Genomic DNA, 13489 nt, shown 5'->3' on the forward strand with positions numbered 1-13489 from the left:
GGCGATGCCTGAGACCATCGACGCCAGGGCGGCAGGCGAGCGCGTGGAGAGCCTGCTCGCCGAGCTGAGCGCGCTCAGCGACCAGGTGACGCGCGACAAGGCCGAGGAGCTCGTGCGCGTGCTGGTCGAGCTGTACGGCGCGGCGCTCGAGCGCATCATGGAGATCGTCACGGACGCCGGGCAGGCCGAGACGCTGCGCAGGCTCGCCGACGACGAGCTCGTCGCCGGCCTGCTGGTCGTGCACGACCTGCACCCGCTGAGCACCGAGGAGCGCGTGCTCGCGGCGCTGGAGAGCGTCAGGCCCTATCTCGGCAGCCACGCGGGAGACGTGGAGCTCGTGGGCGTCGAGGAGACGGGCGTCGTGCGGCTGCGCCTGGCGGGCACCTGTCACGGTTGCCCCTCCTCGCGCGTCACGGTGACGACGGCGATCGAGCAGGCGATCGCCAGGGCCGCGCCGGAGGTGGCAGGGGTCGAGGTGGACGGCGTGGCCGAGCCCGACACGCCGCTGTACCAGATCGGGACCCGCCGGCCTCCGGGTCCGTGCCCTGTTCCGGAGACGGCGGCGGCGCCATGAGCACGGGACTGCGCCGCTTCCGCGAGCCCCGCCCCTCCCCCGCTCCCGTCGCGGGCGAGCGGTGCGAGATGTGCGCCGAACCGATCGACGCCCGTCACGGGCACGTGGTGAACGTCGAGAGCCGCGCCCTGCTGTGCGCGTGCAGGAGCTGCTACCTGCTGTTCACGGTGCCGGGCGCCGCCCAGGGCAGGTTCCTCGCGGTGCCCGACCGCTACCTGTACGCGCCGGACTTCATGCTGTCGGCGGCCGAGTGGGACGAGCTGCAGATCCCGGTGCGCATGGCGTTCTTCTTCCACAACTCCGCGCTGGGCCGTACGGTCGCCTTCTACCCGAGCCCCGCGGGAGCCACCGAGTCGGAGCTGCCGTTGCCGACCTGGGACAGGGTCATGGCGGCCAATCCGGGGCTCGCCGACGCGGCGCCCGACGTCGAGGCGCTGCTCGTCGACCGGCGGCCGGGCGGCTTCGTGTGCCACCTGGTGCCGATCGACGCGTGCTACGAGCTGGTCGGGCTGGTCAGGAGCAGATGGAAGGGCTTCGACGGCGGCCAGGAGGTCTGGCAGGCCATCGACGCCTTCTTCGAGGAGCTGCGGGCGCGCAGCCGCGAGGTGCGAGCCGGTCATGGTTGACCTCGGCTTCACCTGCCTCGACGCCACCGCCGACCGGTACGCGGCGGCGCCGACGCTGCGCTTCCCTCTGCGGATCACCGAGACGGGTGGAGGGTCCGTGCACGCCATCGCGCTGCGCTGCCAGATCCGCATCGAGCCGCACCGCCGCCGCTACTCCGGCGCCGAGTCCGAGCTGCTCGCCGACCTGTTCGGCGCGCCCTCCCGCTGGGGGGAGACGCTCAAGCCCCTGCAGTTCGCGATCGTCTCCACCATGGTTCCAGGATTCACGGGGGCGACGCAGATCGACCTGCCGGTGCCGGTCACCTACGACCTGGAGGTGGCGGCGGGCAAGTACTTCGCCGCCCTCGACGACGGCGAGATCCCGCTCCTGCTGCTCTTCAGCGGCACGGTGTTCGTCAGGACGCCCGCCGGTTTCTCCGTCGAGCAGGTGCCGTGGGACCGCGAGAGCGCCCATCGGCTGCCCGTGTCGGTCTGGCGGGAGCTGATGGACCGCTACTTCCCCGGGGAGGGGTGGCTGCGGCTGCGCACGGACACGCTGCGCGGCCTGCACCGGTTCAAGTCCGCCCAGGCGCTCGCCACGTGGGACGACACCATCGAGGCGCTCCTGGCCAGGGCGAGGGAGGCGGCGCCATGAGCACGTCGATGGAGATCGCCCGCAAGGTCGCCGACGCGGTGCTCTACGAGGGCTACCTGCTCTATCCGTACCGGGCCTCGGCCACCAAGAACCAGGCGCGCTGGCAGTTCGGGGTCCTGGTGCCGCCCGCCTACACCGCGACGGCCGAGCACCCCGCCTGCCAGACCGAGTGCCTGCTCGAGGCCCGCGAGGACGCTGTCCTGCGGATCGGCCTGCGGTTCCTGCAGGTCCGGGCGAGGACCGTCGAACGTGCCGAGGGTTCGGGTTACCGTCCCGTCCCCGCGCTCGAGGTCGCCGGCGAGACGTATCTGACCTTCGACGAGGCGGTCGAGCGGGAGCGCGACACGGTGGTGTCGCTGGCGGAGCTGCTGGCCGCCGAGCGGATCTACGAGGTGGGGCACGACACCACGCGCACGGTGGAGCCGCTGCCCGCCGCACCCGGCGGCGGGCCGAGCGGCCGCATCGTGCGCGAGGACCGGCGCGTCGACGCGAGGCTGGCGGTGCGGGCCGAGCGGATCGACGGGCCGTACGGGCTGGTGAAGCTGCGTGTGCGGGTGGAGAACACGACGGAGTGGGCCGATGCGGAGGCCTCGCGCGACGAGGCGCTGCGCAGCTCCCTCATCGCCGCGCACACGCTGCTCGCGGTCGAGGGAGGAGCGTTCGTGTCGCTGCTCGACCCGCCCGCGTGGGCGGCGGAGGCGGCGCGCTCGTGCAGGAACCTGCGCACCTGGCCGGTGCTGGCCGGGCAGGAGGGACGGCGCGACGTCATGCTGTCCGCGCCGATCATCCTGTACGACTACCCGTCGATCGCGCAGGAGAGTCCGGGCGAGCTGTTCGACTCGACCGAGATCGACGAGCTGCTCAGCCTGCGCACGCTCACCCTCACCGAGGCGGAGAAGCGCGAGGCCAGGGCGACCGACCCGCGGGCCGCCGAGATCATCGACAGGGTGGGCGACCTGCCGCCCGAGGTGCTCGAACGGCTCCACGGCGCCGTCCACTGCCTGCGCCCGGCCGAGCGCGAGAACCTCCCGTGGTGGGATCCGGGAGCCGACAGGGCGGTGTCCCCCGAGACCGACAGCGTCGTCGTCGGCGGGGTGACGCTGGCCAGAGGCAGCGGGGTGCGCCTGCTGCCCGGCCGCGGCACTTCGCACGCGCGGCGGGCCGACGCCCACGACATGTTCCTCGCCGGGCGGAGGGCGACGGTCGAGGCGGTGTTCCTCGACGTGGACGGCGTCCGCCACCTGGCCGTGACGCTGGACGACGATCCGGGGGCCGACCTGCAGCGCGAGCAGGGCCGCTTCCTCTACTTCTCCCCCGACGAGGTCGAGCCGCTCTCGGGCGGGAAGGAGGACGGATGAGCCGCACGGTCCTGGTCGCGGGTGTCGGCAACGTCTTCCTCGGCGACGACGGCTTCGGCGTCGAGGTCGCCAGGCGGCTGCTGTCGGAAGCGGGCCTGCCTGAGGGGGTGGTCGTGGCCGACTTCGGGATCCGCGGCATCCACCTGGCCTACGAGCTGTTGACCGGCTACGACGAGGTGATCCTGATCGACGCGGTGCCCATGGACGAGCCTCCGGGGACGTTGACGGTCCTCGAGCCTGCGCTCGACGAGGCAGGGCCCGTGGACGACGTGCTCGCGAGGGGGGCGCTCACCGACGCCCACGGCATGACCCCGGACGCGATCTTCGGCCTGCTCCGCGCGTTCGGCGTCACCACCGGCCGGATCCTGCTCGTCGGCTGCCGGCCCGCCGACACCTCGCCGGGCATGGAACTCAGCGAGGCGGTGGCACGGGCCGTCCCCCATGCCGCCGAGCTGGTTCGCGACCTGGTGCGCGACCCGGCCGTACCGGAACGACAAGGAGGGGTCCACGATGTTCAAACGCGTGCTGATCGCAATGACGGTGGCCGGGATAGGCGTCCTGGTGTGGCAGTCCCTGCCGGACATCAAGCGCTACCTCGAGATCCGGGAGATGTGAGCGGTGCATGAGTTCGGCATCGCCGCCTCGGTGCTCGACGCGGTCGAACGCCGTGCCGTGGGACGGCGGGTGGCACACGTCAAAGTCCGCGCCGGAGCGTTGCTCCGCATCACCGGGCCCGCGCTCGACCAGGCATTCTCCGTGGTCGCGCAGGGAACGGTCGCCGACGGGGCCTCGATCGACCTGGTCGTGGTGCCCATCCGGCTCACCTGCAGGACCTGCGGGCGCCAGGAGGACACGGCCGACGCGCTCGCGGTGTGCGGCGGCTGCGGCGGCGCAGACGTCGACCTGCAGGGGGGCGACACGCTGGTCCTCGAATCCATCCAGATGGCGGAGGGACATCATGTGCCTGGGAATCCCCGGCGAGATCGTGGAGATCCTGCCCGACCACGCTGACCTCGCGAAGGTCGACGTCAGCGGCGTACGGCGGGCGATCAACATCGGCCTGCTGGAGAACGAACGGCTCCAGCCCGGCGACTGGATCCTCATCCATGTCGGCTTCGCCCTGTCGAAGATCGACGAGGAGGAGGCCAGAGCCGCGCTGGACTTCCTGGAGGGCATCGGCCAGGCCTACGACGACGAGCTGGCGGCACTCCGCGAATCATCGATCGACCGGGGGTGAGGCGCGATGCGCTTCGTCGACGAGTACCGAGACGCAGAGAAGGCCCGCGCGCTCTCCGCGAAGATCGCGAGCCTGTGCGAGCCGGGCAGGGAGTACAAGTTCATGGAGGTGTGCGGCGGTCACACCCACACCATCTACAAGCACGGCCTCGAGGACTACCTGCCCGAGACCATCACGCTGGTGCACGGCCCCGGCTGCCCGGTCTGCGTGATCCCGATGGGGCGGGTCGACGACGCCATCCACATCGCCGAGCAACCCGACGTCATCATGACCTCCTTCGGCGACATGATGCGGGTCCCAGGCGGGCGCGGCTCGTTCTTCGACTCCATGGCCCAGGGCGCGGCGATCCGCATGGTCTACTCGCCGCTGGACGCCCTCAAGGTGGCCAGGCAGAACCCGGACCGGCACGTGGTCTTCATGGCCATCGGGTTCGAGACCACGGCGCCGTCCACCGCGATGACCGTGCTGCGCGCGGCGGCCGAGGGCATCGGCAACTTCTCGATCTTCTGCAACCACGTCACCGTCATCCCCGCCATCAAGGCGATCCTTGACTCTCCCGACCTGCGGCTGGACGGGTTCATCGGGCCCGGCCACGTGTCGACGATCATCGGCTGCCGGCCGTACGAGTTCATCGCGCGTGACTACGGCAAACCGCTCGTCGTGGCGGGATTCGAGCCGCTCGACATCCTCCAGTCGATCTACATGCTCCTGGTGCAGCTCGCCGAAGGGCGTTCGGAGGTGGAGAACCAGTACGCGCGCGTCGTGCCGTGGGCGGGCAACGTCAAGGCGCTCAGGGTCATCAGCGAGGTGATGGAGCTGCGGCCCTACTTCGAGTGGCGCGGCCTGGGCTTCATCTCGCACTCCGCGCTGCGGATGCGGGAGAAGTACGCCGCCTTCGACGCCGAGCAGATCTTCGAGATCCCTGGCGGCCGGGTGGCAGACCCGAAGGCCTGCCAGTGCGGCGAGGTGCTGAAGGGTGTGCTCAAGCCGTGGGAGTGCAAGGTGTTCGGCACGGCCTGCACGCCCGAGACGCCGATCGGCACCTGCATGGTCTCCTCCGAGGGTGCCTGCGCGGCCTACTACAACTTCGGCCGGTTCTCCCGTGAGCGGGTGAGGGAGGCGACCAGGTGACCGGCATCGAGGGGACGGGCACCGACAGGACGGGACTCGGCGGGACGGATCTCGGGGGCACCAGCATCGGCGGGACCGCCGACTGGGCCGAGGCGGCCGTGCGCGAGCACGCGGCCGAGGCCGAGGGGCCCAGCCGCGAGGAGCAGGTGCTCGAACGGATCGACAGGGCGCGCCACCGCAAGGCCAGGGTGAAGGAGGAGCACATCACCATGGCCCACGGCTCGGGAGGCAAGGCGACGCAGACCCTGGTGGAGGCCGTCTTCCTGGAGTCCTTCCGCAACCCGCTGCTCGAACCGCTCGAGGACGGGGCGGTTCTGGAGATCGGCACGACCCGGCTCGCCTTCACCACCGACTCCTACGTCGTGTCCCCGCTGTTCTTCCCCGGGGGCGACATCGGCGACCTCGCCGTCAACGGCACCGTCAACGACCTGTCGGTGTGCGGGGCCCGCCCGCTGTACCTGTCGGCGGGGTTCGTCCTCGAGGAGGGCTTCCCCGTCGAGGATCTCAGGCGCATCACCGCCTCTATGGCGGCCGCGGCGGCCGCGGCGGGCGTGCAGATCGTCACGGGCGACACCAAGGTCGTGCAGAGGGGCAAGGCCGACGGCTGCTACGTCAACACGGCGGGCGTCGGACTGCTCGACCGGCCGATCAGCCTCGGAGTCGCGGCCGCGCGTCCAGGTGACGCGGTCCTGGTGTCGGGACCGATCGGCGAGCACGGCGTCACCATCATGCTCGCCAGAGGCGAGCTGGACATCGAGGCCGACCTGACGTCCGACACCGCCCCGCTGAACGGGCTGATCTCCGCGCTGCTCGGCGCCTGCCCGCCGGGCGCGGACGGGGTGCGCTGCATGCGGGACGCCACCCGGGGCGGGGTCGCGACGATCCTCAACGAGATCGCGCGCGCCTCCGGCGTGGCCGTGGTCGTCGACGAGGACGCCATCCCGGTACGGCCTGCCGTACGGGGCGCCTGCGAGCTCCTCGGCATCGACCCGCTCTACGTCGCCTGCGAGGGCCGGATGGTCGTGGTCGTGGCCGGCGCGGCGGCCGACGGCGCCCTCGCCGCCCTGCGCGCGCATCCGCTGGGTGAGGGTGCCGCGCTGATCGGCCACGTCAAGGACGACCCTCCAGGACTCGTGCTGCTGAAGACCGCCTTCGGCGGCACCCGCATCGTCGACCTGCTGGTCGGCGACCCGCTTCCCCGCATCTGCTGAATCTGATGACGAAGGTGATGACCATGACCAAACCCAGCGGCCCGGAGGGCTGGCACGGCTTCTCTCCCGCCGTCGGACATGGGAGCGAGGAGGCCGTCCAAGCGGGCAACCGGGCCTTCCACCCGGAGGCGGCCGGCGCGCCGGGGCCCGGACGGGAGCCGTCCGAGGAGGAGCGCTCGGGCGTATCCTCCACCGACACCGAGGCTCGCTCTCCGCTCGGCGTGGGCGAGAGCGGCGCGTCCAGGAGGGCCGAGGAGATCGCCAAGGAGGAGCAGGAAGCCGGGAGGGAGACCGTGGGCGTCAAGGGCGAGTCGGGGCGGCCTTACGGCACGTCGACCGCCGAGGACTCCACCGGTGTCGGGCCGCAGGATGCCCAGGGCGAGAGCCCGACCATGCCTTCGGGCGATCAGGGCGGCTGACCTGCCGATCTCGGCCTCGGCGTGACACGGGCGCCGGACAGTCTCAGCGCGATCCCGGCAGAGCCGGTTCAGCGGAGCAGGGTTTCAGCCGAGCCGGGTTTCAGCCGAGCCGGGTTTCAGCGGAGCCTGTCACGGGCCGCGGCGACGGCCGCCTGGCCCAGGCTGATCCCGCCGTCGTTCGGCGGCACCCGGTGGTGCGTCAGGACGCGGAATCCGCGCTGCTCCAGCAGGTCCGTGGCCCTGCCGAGCAGCAGGAGGTTCTGGAACACCCCGCCCGACAGCGCCACCGTGCCGAGCCCGTGCGCCTGCCTGAGGCGGGCGCACCCGTCGGCGACGGCGTGCGCGATCGCGTTGTGGAACCGGGCGGCGATCACCGCCCGGTCCACGCCCGATCGCAGGTCCTCGACGACCGCGCGGACCAGTTCGGCGCCGGGCACGACGAACGGTTCCTCCCCCGCCAGCCGGCACCCGTAGGCGCCGCGTTCCTCCGGGTCGGCCAGCTGCTCCAGCTCGATCGCGGCCTGCCCCTCGTAGGTGATCGCGTCGCGAGCGCCGACGATCGTGGCGACCGCGTCGAACAGCCTTCCCATGCTGGAGGTGAGGGGGGCGCTGACACCCCGGCGGGCGAGCGCGACGACGGCCTGCCAGCGCTCGGCGTTGCGCCGTACGACATCGAGGCCGGCGGGCGGGTCACCCTCGTAGGCCGCGTCGAGGTGGGCCGCGGCCATCCGCCATGGCTGCTTGATCGCCGTCACGCCGCCGGGCATCGGCACCGTCGCGAGAAGGCCCGCCCTGCGGAAGCCTGCCAGGTCCGCCACCAGGAACTCCCCGCCCCACAGCGTGTCGTCCTCGCCGTAGCCGAGACCGTCGAACGCCACGCCGATCACCGGCCCCGCGACGCCGTTGTCGGCCAGGCAGGAGGCGATGTGCGCGTGATGGTGCTGCACCCCGACCAGGTCGACGCCCTCCTGGGCGAGCGCGTGCTTGGTGGACAGGTACTCAGGGTGCAGGTCGTGCGCGACCACCTCCGGGGCGAGGTCGAACAGCCGCCTGAAGTGGTCGACCCCCTCGGTGAAGGAGCGCAGCGTCTCGTAGTTCTCCAGGTCGCCGATGTGGTGGGAGACGAAGGCGTGGGCGTCCCGTGCGAGACAGAAGGTGTGCTTCAGCTCGGCGCCGCAGCCGAGGACGGTCCGGGGGAAGGGCCAGGCCAGGGTCAGCGGGTGGGGGACGTAGCCTCTGGAGCGCCGGATCGGCAGGTCCTCGCCGCGGAAGACGCGCAGGACGGAGTCGTCGGTCCGCATGTGGATGGGCCGGTCGTGGGTGAGGAAGGCTTCGGCGATGCCCCCCAGGCGGGGGCGGGCGTCCTGGTCGGCGTACACGATCGGCTCATCGGAGACGTTGCCGCTGGTCAGCACGATCGGTGTACCGACCCCGCGGAGCAGGAGGTGGTGCAGCGGGGTGTAGGGCAGCATCAGCCCGAGCCACCGGCTGCCCGGCGCCACCAGCGGCGCGACGTCGGCGTCGGGGCGCCTGCGCAGCAGCACGATCGGCCGGGCCCGTGAGGTGAGCAGGCGCTCCTCGGCCGCGTCCACGCCGCACAGCCTGCGGGCCGCGTCCAGGTCGGCCACCATGACGGCGAACGGCTTGTCCTCCCTGTGCTTGCGTTCGCGCAGCGCGGCGACGGCGGGCGCGCAGGAGGCGACGGCGGCCAGGTGGTAGCCGCCGAGCCCCTTGATCGCCAGGACGCCGCCGTGGCGCAGCAGCCGCGCCGTTTCCTCCAGGGGATCGCCGGGCAGCTCCTGTCCTGCCCGGTCGAGCAGCCGCAGCCGGGGCCCGCAGGCGGGACAGCACACCGGCTGGGCGTGGAAGCGCCGGTCGGCCGGATCGTGGTATTCGCGGGCGCAGTCCGCGCACATGGCGAAGGCGGCCATCGTGGTGTTCGGCCTGTCGTACGGCACGCCGCCGACGATCGTGAACCGGGGACCGCAGTTGGTGCAGTTGGTGAAGGCGTAGCCGTGGCGCCGATCGGCCGGGTCGTCCATCTCCCGCAGGCAGTCGGCGCAGGTGGCCACGTCAGGGGAGACGAGCGCGCGCCGCCGCCCTCCCGTGGCGCTGTCCGCGATGACGAATCCGGCCTCGCCCGTGGCGGGTATCAGCCCCGAGCTGATCCGCTCGACCAGCGCCAGCGGGGGCGGGCGCCGCCTGAGAGTCGCCAGGAACTCCTCGACGCTGGCGTGGGCGCCTTCGACCTCGATGAACACGCCGCGCTCGTCGTTGCCGACCAGCCCGTCGAGGCCGAGCCCGGTGGCGAGGCCGTACACGAAGGGCCGGAATCCGACTCCCTGCACGATGCCCTCGACCAGCACCGTGGCGCGGACACGCCTGCTCACCTCCTCATTGTCCGCCGGGACCGGTTCCGGCGAGAAGGGGACTTGCCACGTCTTGGCAAGTTATGGTCGGGTGCCCATACGGTGTTGTTCCAGACCGAAACTCGGTTCGACCGGCGATCACCGGGATGATCAGCCTGACTCCAGGACATCCATGGACATACGCAGATACCTCCAGACCATCATGCAGCGGGGCGGCACGGGCCTCGCGGAGGAGCTCGGCCGCCATCTGGACGAGTGGTCGCGGCGTACGGGCATCAGCGTCGAGACGTGGGCGCTTCCAGCCGGGCGGGTGCCCCAGCGGGTCACGGACGCGGTCCTGGCCTGCCTGGCCGAAGCGCTGTCGAACGTCGAGAAGCACAGCGGCGCGTCGGTCGTCTCCGTGGCCGTGACCGTGGGCGCGAGCGGGCTGCGCCTGACCATCAGCGACCATGGCAGGGGCTTCCTCGGCCGGGCGAGCGGCCGGGGCGTCGTCGCGATGAGCGCGCACCTGGCCGCGGTGGGAGGGCGTTGCGCCGTCAACGGCACGCCGGGAGGCGGTACCACGGTGAGCGGGATCGTCCCGGCCGCCGCCCTCCGCGGCCCGTAGCCACGCCCGTCGGCGGGCCGCGGGGCCACCGGGGCCACCGGGGCCGCGGGTAGGTCAGGTGTGTTCGGAGACGAGGACCGCCCTGGTCGACGGTTCAAGCGCCTCGAAGACGTGCGGCAGGTCCCCCGGGTAGGAGATGTAGTCGCCGGGACGCAGTTCCACCGGCTCGTCGGCGATGCCCACCAGCGCCCGCCCCGTCGCCAGCAGGACGTGCTCGGTCACCCCCGGCATGTGTGGGTCGGAGGCGCGCGCCTTGCCCGGCTCGGCGTCGATGCGGTAGATGTCGCGCCGTGCGCCCGGCGGGGCGGCGGCCAGCAGCACGGCCTGGTAGTCGGCCTGCGCCGAGGCGACCGCCACGCCCTCGTCGGACCTGATCACCTGCACGCGCGGCCTGGGCGGGTCGATGAGCTGGGAGAACGGCACGTTCAACGCCGTCGACAGCGCCCACAGGGTCTCGATGCTGGGGTTGCCCTGGCCGGACTCCAGCTGGGAGAGCGTCGACTTGGCGATTCCGGCGCGCCGGGCCACCTCGGTGAGGGACAGGCCTGCCGCGCCGCGCTCCCGCCGCAGAGCCGCGGCGATGGACTTCATGGGGACTTCCCGCTCCATGTGTTCACCGTAACACCCATCCGTTCGATTTGACGAACACGGACATGAGCGATCATTCTGCACTTCATGCGTTCGATTCTGCGAACACTCGACGGCGGTCGGCTGCGGGACATCGCGCTGGTCAGCCTGGCCGTCGGTGTCGTCGGCCTGTCATACGGCGCGACCGCGGTCGCGTCGGGGTTCCCGCTATGGCTGCCGGTGCTCCTCAGCGTGCTCGTCCTGGCGGCGTCCTCGGAGTTCATGTTCATCGGGATCATCGTCGCGGGCGGCAGCCCCATCGCGGCGGTGCTGGCGGGGCTGGCGGTCAACGCGCGCCACCTGCCGTTCGGGCTGGCCCTGCCCGACGTGCTCGGGCAGGGGTGGCGGCGGCTGCTCGGCACTCACCTGATGAACGACGAGACCGTCGTCTTCGCCATCGCTCAGGAAGGACGCGCCAGGCAACGCGCCGCCTACTGGGCCTGCGGTGTCGGCATCCTGATCTGCTGGCCGCTCGGCGCCCTGGCCGGCGGCCTGGCGGGAACCGTCATCGATGACACCGGCGTGCTGGGACTCGACGCGATGTTCCCCGCCGTCCTGCTCGCGCTGGTCCTGCCCGCCTTCCGCGACAGGGACAAGCGTCACGCGGCCCTGGTCGGGGCCGCGATCGCCCTGGCCACCACGCCCTTTCTGCCCGCCGGCCTGCCTGTGCTGCTCTCGCTGGCCGGGCTGGCGGCCGGCGCCGTCCGACGGGAGGCCCACCGATGAACAACCCAGTCGTGCTGGTCGCCGCGGCCCTGGTGCTGGCCGGCGGCACGTTCGCGCTCCGGCTGGCGGGTCCGCTGCTGCGCGACCGCGTCAGCTTCCCGCCCAGGGTCGAGAGGCTGATGGAGTCGGCCGCCGTCGTCCTGCTGGCGGCCCTGGTGGCCACCACCACGCTGACCGAGGGCCACGGCCTCGCGGGCGTCGCCAGAGTGGCCGGGGTGGCGGTCGCGGGGGTGCTCGCCTGGCGCAGGGTCCCGTTCCTGGTGATCGTCCTGGCCGCCGCGGGGGTCACCGCAGGGCTGCGGCTGCTCGGTGTTCCTTGACCCGGCCGGCCATGCGGCGCCTGCGCTCCGCCCTCACCAGTCGTCGTCCATGGGAAGGTCGGTGAACGCGGTCTCGCCGTAGAAGAGCACCTCACCGTTGAGGCGGATCGGCTGGCCGGCGGGCAGCGGCGGCCCGGTCAGCGCCGGGATGGGCGTGAGCGACCAGTCGATGGTCCGCGCGCCGCGGATCGCCTCACGGAGATCGACGTGCTGGGCAGGGTGGGCCGGGCGGTAGACCGACAGCCAGAACTGCTCCTCCAGGCTGGCGCCGCGCTCCCGTTCCCACGCCTGCAGGTGCTCCTCGGCGAACTCCTTCACCTCGGTCAGGTCCGTCAGCAGCCACGCCCACCCGTTGGTGCTCCCGCTGTGGCCGACGAGGTGCGTCATCTCGAGCGTGTAGAAGCCGCTGGAGTGGTGGAGCGGGAGCCCGGCCTCAGGGTGGGCGCGCTCGCCGCCTTCCAGCGCCGACAGCCTGGCCAGGGCGGCGCTGTCGTAGGGGTCGATCCGGAGCGCGTCCCGGTACGCGGTGAGCGCGGCGCCGGTGTCGCCCGCCCATTCCAGCGCGTATCCCAGCGCGAAGGCCGCCAGCGCGTTCGCCGGGTCGAGGTCCAGCGCTCGCCTGGCATCGCGCACCACCGCGCCGGCCAGCGCGTGGCCCGCCTCGTCGCTCCTCAGCCCGGCGAAGGGGCTGCCGTAGTCCTCCTGGTGCTCCTCGTCGAGCTCGTCGCCGATGTGGGCGCGCAGCTTCCCCAGCGCCAGGAGGGTCAGTCCCGTGGCGCCGGCCACATCGCCTGGCGCGACCCGCAGGATGCGCTCGTACTGCCCGCGGATCTCCGCCTCCTCCTCGATGAGCTCGTCCATCGGCACGCCGTACTCGTTGACGTTCTCCCAGAAGAGCTGAAGGGCGTGAGCGGCCGCCTGCCTGGCCGAGTCGTCGCCGTCGGTGCGAGTCATGGCGAGCACCCTAGCCGCGCGGGTGACGCCGCGTACGCCGCAGGGCGACATCGTGGCCAACGTCCGATCTCAGCCCTTCCCCCTCGCGCCGTGGAGGATGCGCAGCAGGCCGATCTCGGAGACGTTCTTGGTCAGTTCGACGTTGAGCCAGCCCGCCACGTGTGCCAGCGTCTGGTCCTGCCCCCACAGGCCCGCGGTCCTGTCCGCGGAGTCGAGGTCGGCGTCGGTGAGCCGCAGGAGGTGCGCCTGCCAGTCGTCCTTCAACCCGCGCAACCACCCGGCCGCGGCCTCGGCACCGCCAGGCCAGGTGATCTCCTCGCGCGGGGGCGCTCCGTCACCGAAGCAGTGCCCGAGCGTGGTGGTCCACCAGAAACCGATGTGCCACATCACCCAGCCGATCGACACGGCCGGCACGGGGTCCGGTTCCGGCACCTCCCAGTCGGCCACCCATCGGCCCGGACCGTCAGGGCGGACCGTCCAGCAGTTCGGCGCCGGTTGCCACAGGCAGAGCGCATCATCGATGTCCTTGAGGTGGTATTCGAACAGCGTCCATGCGATATCGAGCTGCCGGACGAGAAGATCAACGCGGGCCACGGTCATGCGCGGAGTCTGTCACCGGCCGCGACGACCATGCCAACGATTTTCGCCCCCCCGAAAAGAGCGCGTCCTGATCGAGCGCGTCTCGAACGAGCGCGT

General features: G+C 72.0%; 17 protein-coding genes. 13 read left to right on the forward strand and 4 right to left on the reverse strand.

The window, feature by feature from the left end; all coding sequences use genetic code 11:
- Positions 1 to 4: 4 nt before the first annotated feature.
- Genes AC3EO4_RS19475 through AC3EO4_RS19520 form a run of 10 tightly spaced genes read left to right on the forward strand, consistent with a single transcriptional unit; the run spans position 5 to position 7190 of the window.
- Entirely contained in the window at positions 5 to 574 is a 570-nt protein-coding gene (locus tag AC3EO4_RS19475) for a NifU family protein (RefSeq protein WP_379582776.1), read from the forward strand.
- Positions 571 to 1200 carry a DUF5947 family protein gene (locus AC3EO4_RS19480; RefSeq protein WP_379582774.1) on the forward strand — a complete coding sequence of 210 codons (630 nt, stop codon included), beginning with the start codon at positions 571 to 573 and terminating at the stop codon, positions 1198 to 1200. Before AC3EO4_RS19475 ends, AC3EO4_RS19480 begins: the two co-directional genes overlap by 4 nt.
- The gene (locus AC3EO4_RS19485; RefSeq protein ID WP_379582772.1) at positions 1193 to 1834 is read left to right on the forward strand and encodes a DUF6084 family protein; all 642 of its coding nucleotides are present in this window, start codon (positions 1193 to 1195) and stop codon (positions 1832 to 1834) included. Before AC3EO4_RS19480 ends, AC3EO4_RS19485 begins: the two co-directional genes overlap by 8 nt.
- Positions 1831 to 3192 (forward strand): hypothetical protein, encoded by a 1362-nt coding sequence (locus AC3EO4_RS19490; protein ID WP_431896941.1) that lies wholly within the window; start codon positions 1831 to 1833, stop codon positions 3190 to 3192. The genes AC3EO4_RS19485 and AC3EO4_RS19490 overlap by 4 nt, the downstream gene beginning before the upstream one ends.
- Positions 3189 to 3818: a hydrogenase maturation protease gene (locus tag AC3EO4_RS19495; protein WP_431896943.1), complete on the forward strand. Its 630-nt coding sequence runs from the start codon at positions 3189 to 3191 to the stop codon at positions 3816 to 3818. The genes AC3EO4_RS19490 and AC3EO4_RS19495 overlap by 4 nt, the downstream gene beginning before the upstream one ends.
- Positions 3811 to 4203 carry a hydrogenase maturation nickel metallochaperone HypA/HybF gene (locus tag AC3EO4_RS19500; protein WP_379582768.1) on the forward strand — a complete coding sequence of 131 codons (393 nt, stop codon included), beginning with the start codon at positions 3811 to 3813 and terminating at the stop codon, positions 4201 to 4203. The genes AC3EO4_RS19495 and AC3EO4_RS19500 overlap by 8 nt, the downstream gene beginning before the upstream one ends.
- Positions 4151 to 4429, forward strand: a complete 279-nt coding sequence (locus AC3EO4_RS19505) for a HypC/HybG/HupF family hydrogenase formation chaperone (protein ID WP_379582766.1) — start codon at positions 4151 to 4153, stop codon at positions 4427 to 4429. The genes AC3EO4_RS19500 and AC3EO4_RS19505 overlap by 53 nt, the downstream gene beginning before the upstream one ends.
- A 6-nt stretch (positions 4430 to 4435) precedes the next feature.
- On the forward strand, positions 4436 to 5560 hold the full coding sequence (gene hypD / locus AC3EO4_RS19510) for a hydrogenase formation protein HypD (protein WP_431896944.1): 1125 nt from the start codon (positions 4436 to 4438) through the stop codon (positions 5558 to 5560).
- Complete coding sequence (gene hypE / locus AC3EO4_RS19515; RefSeq protein WP_379582762.1) at positions 5557 to 6771, forward strand: hydrogenase expression/formation protein HypE; 1215 nt, start codon at positions 5557 to 5559, stop codon at positions 6769 to 6771. The genes hypD and hypE overlap by 4 nt, the downstream gene beginning before the upstream one ends.
- Before the next feature lie 23 nt (positions 6772 to 6794).
- Positions 6795 to 7190 (forward strand): hypothetical protein, encoded by a 396-nt coding sequence (locus AC3EO4_RS19520; protein ID WP_379582760.1) that lies wholly within the window; start codon positions 6795 to 6797, stop codon positions 7188 to 7190.
- A gap of 116 nt (positions 7191 to 7306) precedes the next feature.
- On the opposite strand, the gene hypF is transcribed toward AC3EO4_RS19520, so the two are convergent.
- A complete protein-coding gene (gene hypF / locus AC3EO4_RS19525; protein WP_379582758.1) occupies positions 7307 to 9580 on the reverse strand; it encodes a carbamoyltransferase HypF in 2274 nt (757 codons plus the stop codon).
- 151 nt (positions 9581 to 9731) lie between these two features.
- Between hypF and AC3EO4_RS19530 the strand changes: the two genes are divergently transcribed.
- On the forward strand, positions 9732 to 10166 hold the full coding sequence (locus AC3EO4_RS19530) for a sensor histidine kinase (protein WP_379582756.1): 435 nt from the start codon (positions 9732 to 9734) through the stop codon (positions 10164 to 10166).
- Between the two features lie 54 nt (positions 10167 to 10220).
- Here the strand turns inward: AC3EO4_RS19530 and AC3EO4_RS19535 are convergent, their stop codons facing one another.
- Positions 10221 to 10775, reverse strand: a complete 555-nt coding sequence (locus AC3EO4_RS19535; protein ID WP_379582754.1) for a helix-turn-helix domain-containing protein — start codon at positions 10773 to 10775, stop codon at positions 10221 to 10223.
- Between the two features lie 66 nt (positions 10776 to 10841).
- Between AC3EO4_RS19535 and AC3EO4_RS19540 the strand changes: the two genes are divergently transcribed.
- Entirely contained in the window at positions 10842 to 11519 is a 678-nt protein-coding gene (locus AC3EO4_RS19540; protein WP_379582752.1) for an AzlC family ABC transporter permease, read from the forward strand.
- Positions 11516 to 11839 (forward strand): AzlD domain-containing protein, encoded by a 324-nt coding sequence (locus AC3EO4_RS19545; RefSeq protein ID WP_379582750.1) that lies wholly within the window; start codon positions 11516 to 11518, stop codon positions 11837 to 11839. Before AC3EO4_RS19540 ends, AC3EO4_RS19545 begins: the two co-directional genes overlap by 4 nt.
- A gap of 33 nt (positions 11840 to 11872) precedes the next feature.
- Here AC3EO4_RS19545 and AC3EO4_RS19550 read toward each other — a convergent pair whose 3' ends face one another.
- Positions 11873 to 12793, reverse strand: coding sequence for a tetratricopeptide repeat protein (locus AC3EO4_RS19550; RefSeq protein WP_431896946.1), 921 nt, complete (start codon positions 12791 to 12793; stop codon positions 11873 to 11875).
- Positions 12794 to 12862: 69 nt separating this feature from the next.
- A complete protein-coding gene (locus tag AC3EO4_RS19555; protein ID WP_379582746.1) occupies positions 12863 to 13393 on the reverse strand; it encodes a DinB family protein in 531 nt (176 codons plus the stop codon).
- Positions 13394 to 13489: the final 96 nt, after the last annotated feature.

This window comes from Nonomuraea sp. bgisy101 (assembly GCF_057708945.1).

Excerpts from the sequence above, each read along its gene's own strand:
- AC3EO4_RS19475 (WP_379582776.1), top strand. The coding sequence starts at position 5 with ATGCCTGAGACCATCGACGCCAGGGCGGCAGGCGAGCGCGTGGAGAGC.
- AC3EO4_RS19480 (WP_379582774.1), top strand. The coding sequence starts at position 571 with ATGAGCACGGGACTGCGCCGCTTCCGCGAGCCCCGCCCCTCCCCCGCT.
- AC3EO4_RS19485 (WP_379582772.1), top strand. The coding sequence starts at position 1,193 with ATGGTTGACCTCGGCTTCACCTGCCTCGACGCCACCGCCGACCGGTAC.
- AC3EO4_RS19490 (WP_431896941.1), top strand. The coding sequence starts at position 1,831 with ATGAGCACGTCGATGGAGATCGCCCGCAAGGTCGCCGACGCGGTGCTC.
- AC3EO4_RS19495 (WP_431896943.1), top strand. The coding sequence starts at position 3,189 with ATGAGCCGCACGGTCCTGGTCGCGGGTGTCGGCAACGTCTTCCTCGGC.
- AC3EO4_RS19505 (WP_379582766.1), top strand. The coding sequence starts at position 4,151 with ATGTGCCTGGGAATCCCCGGCGAGATCGTGGAGATCCTGCCCGACCAC.
- hypD (WP_431896944.1), top strand. The coding sequence starts at position 4,436 with ATGCGCTTCGTCGACGAGTACCGAGACGCAGAGAAGGCCCGCGCGCTC.
- AC3EO4_RS19520 (WP_379582760.1), top strand. The coding sequence starts at position 6,795 with ATGACCAAACCCAGCGGCCCGGAGGGCTGGCACGGCTTCTCTCCCGCC.
- AC3EO4_RS19530 (WP_379582756.1), top strand. The coding sequence starts at position 9,732 with ATGGACATACGCAGATACCTCCAGACCATCATGCAGCGGGGCGGCACG.
- AC3EO4_RS19535 (WP_379582754.1), bottom strand. The coding sequence starts at position 10,775 with ATGGAGCGGGAAGTCCCCATGAAGTCCATCGCCGCGGCTCTGCGGCGG.
- AC3EO4_RS19540 (WP_379582752.1), top strand. The coding sequence starts at position 10,842 with ATGCGTTCGATTCTGCGAACACTCGACGGCGGTCGGCTGCGGGACATC.
- AC3EO4_RS19545 (WP_379582750.1), top strand. The coding sequence starts at position 11,516 with ATGAACAACCCAGTCGTGCTGGTCGCCGCGGCCCTGGTGCTGGCCGGC.
- AC3EO4_RS19550 (WP_431896946.1), bottom strand. The coding sequence starts at position 12,793 with ATGACTCGCACCGACGGCGACGACTCGGCCAGGCAGGCGGCCGCTCAC.
- AC3EO4_RS19555 (WP_379582746.1), bottom strand. The coding sequence starts at position 13,393 with ATGACCGTGGCCCGCGTTGATCTTCTCGTCCGGCAGCTCGATATCGCA.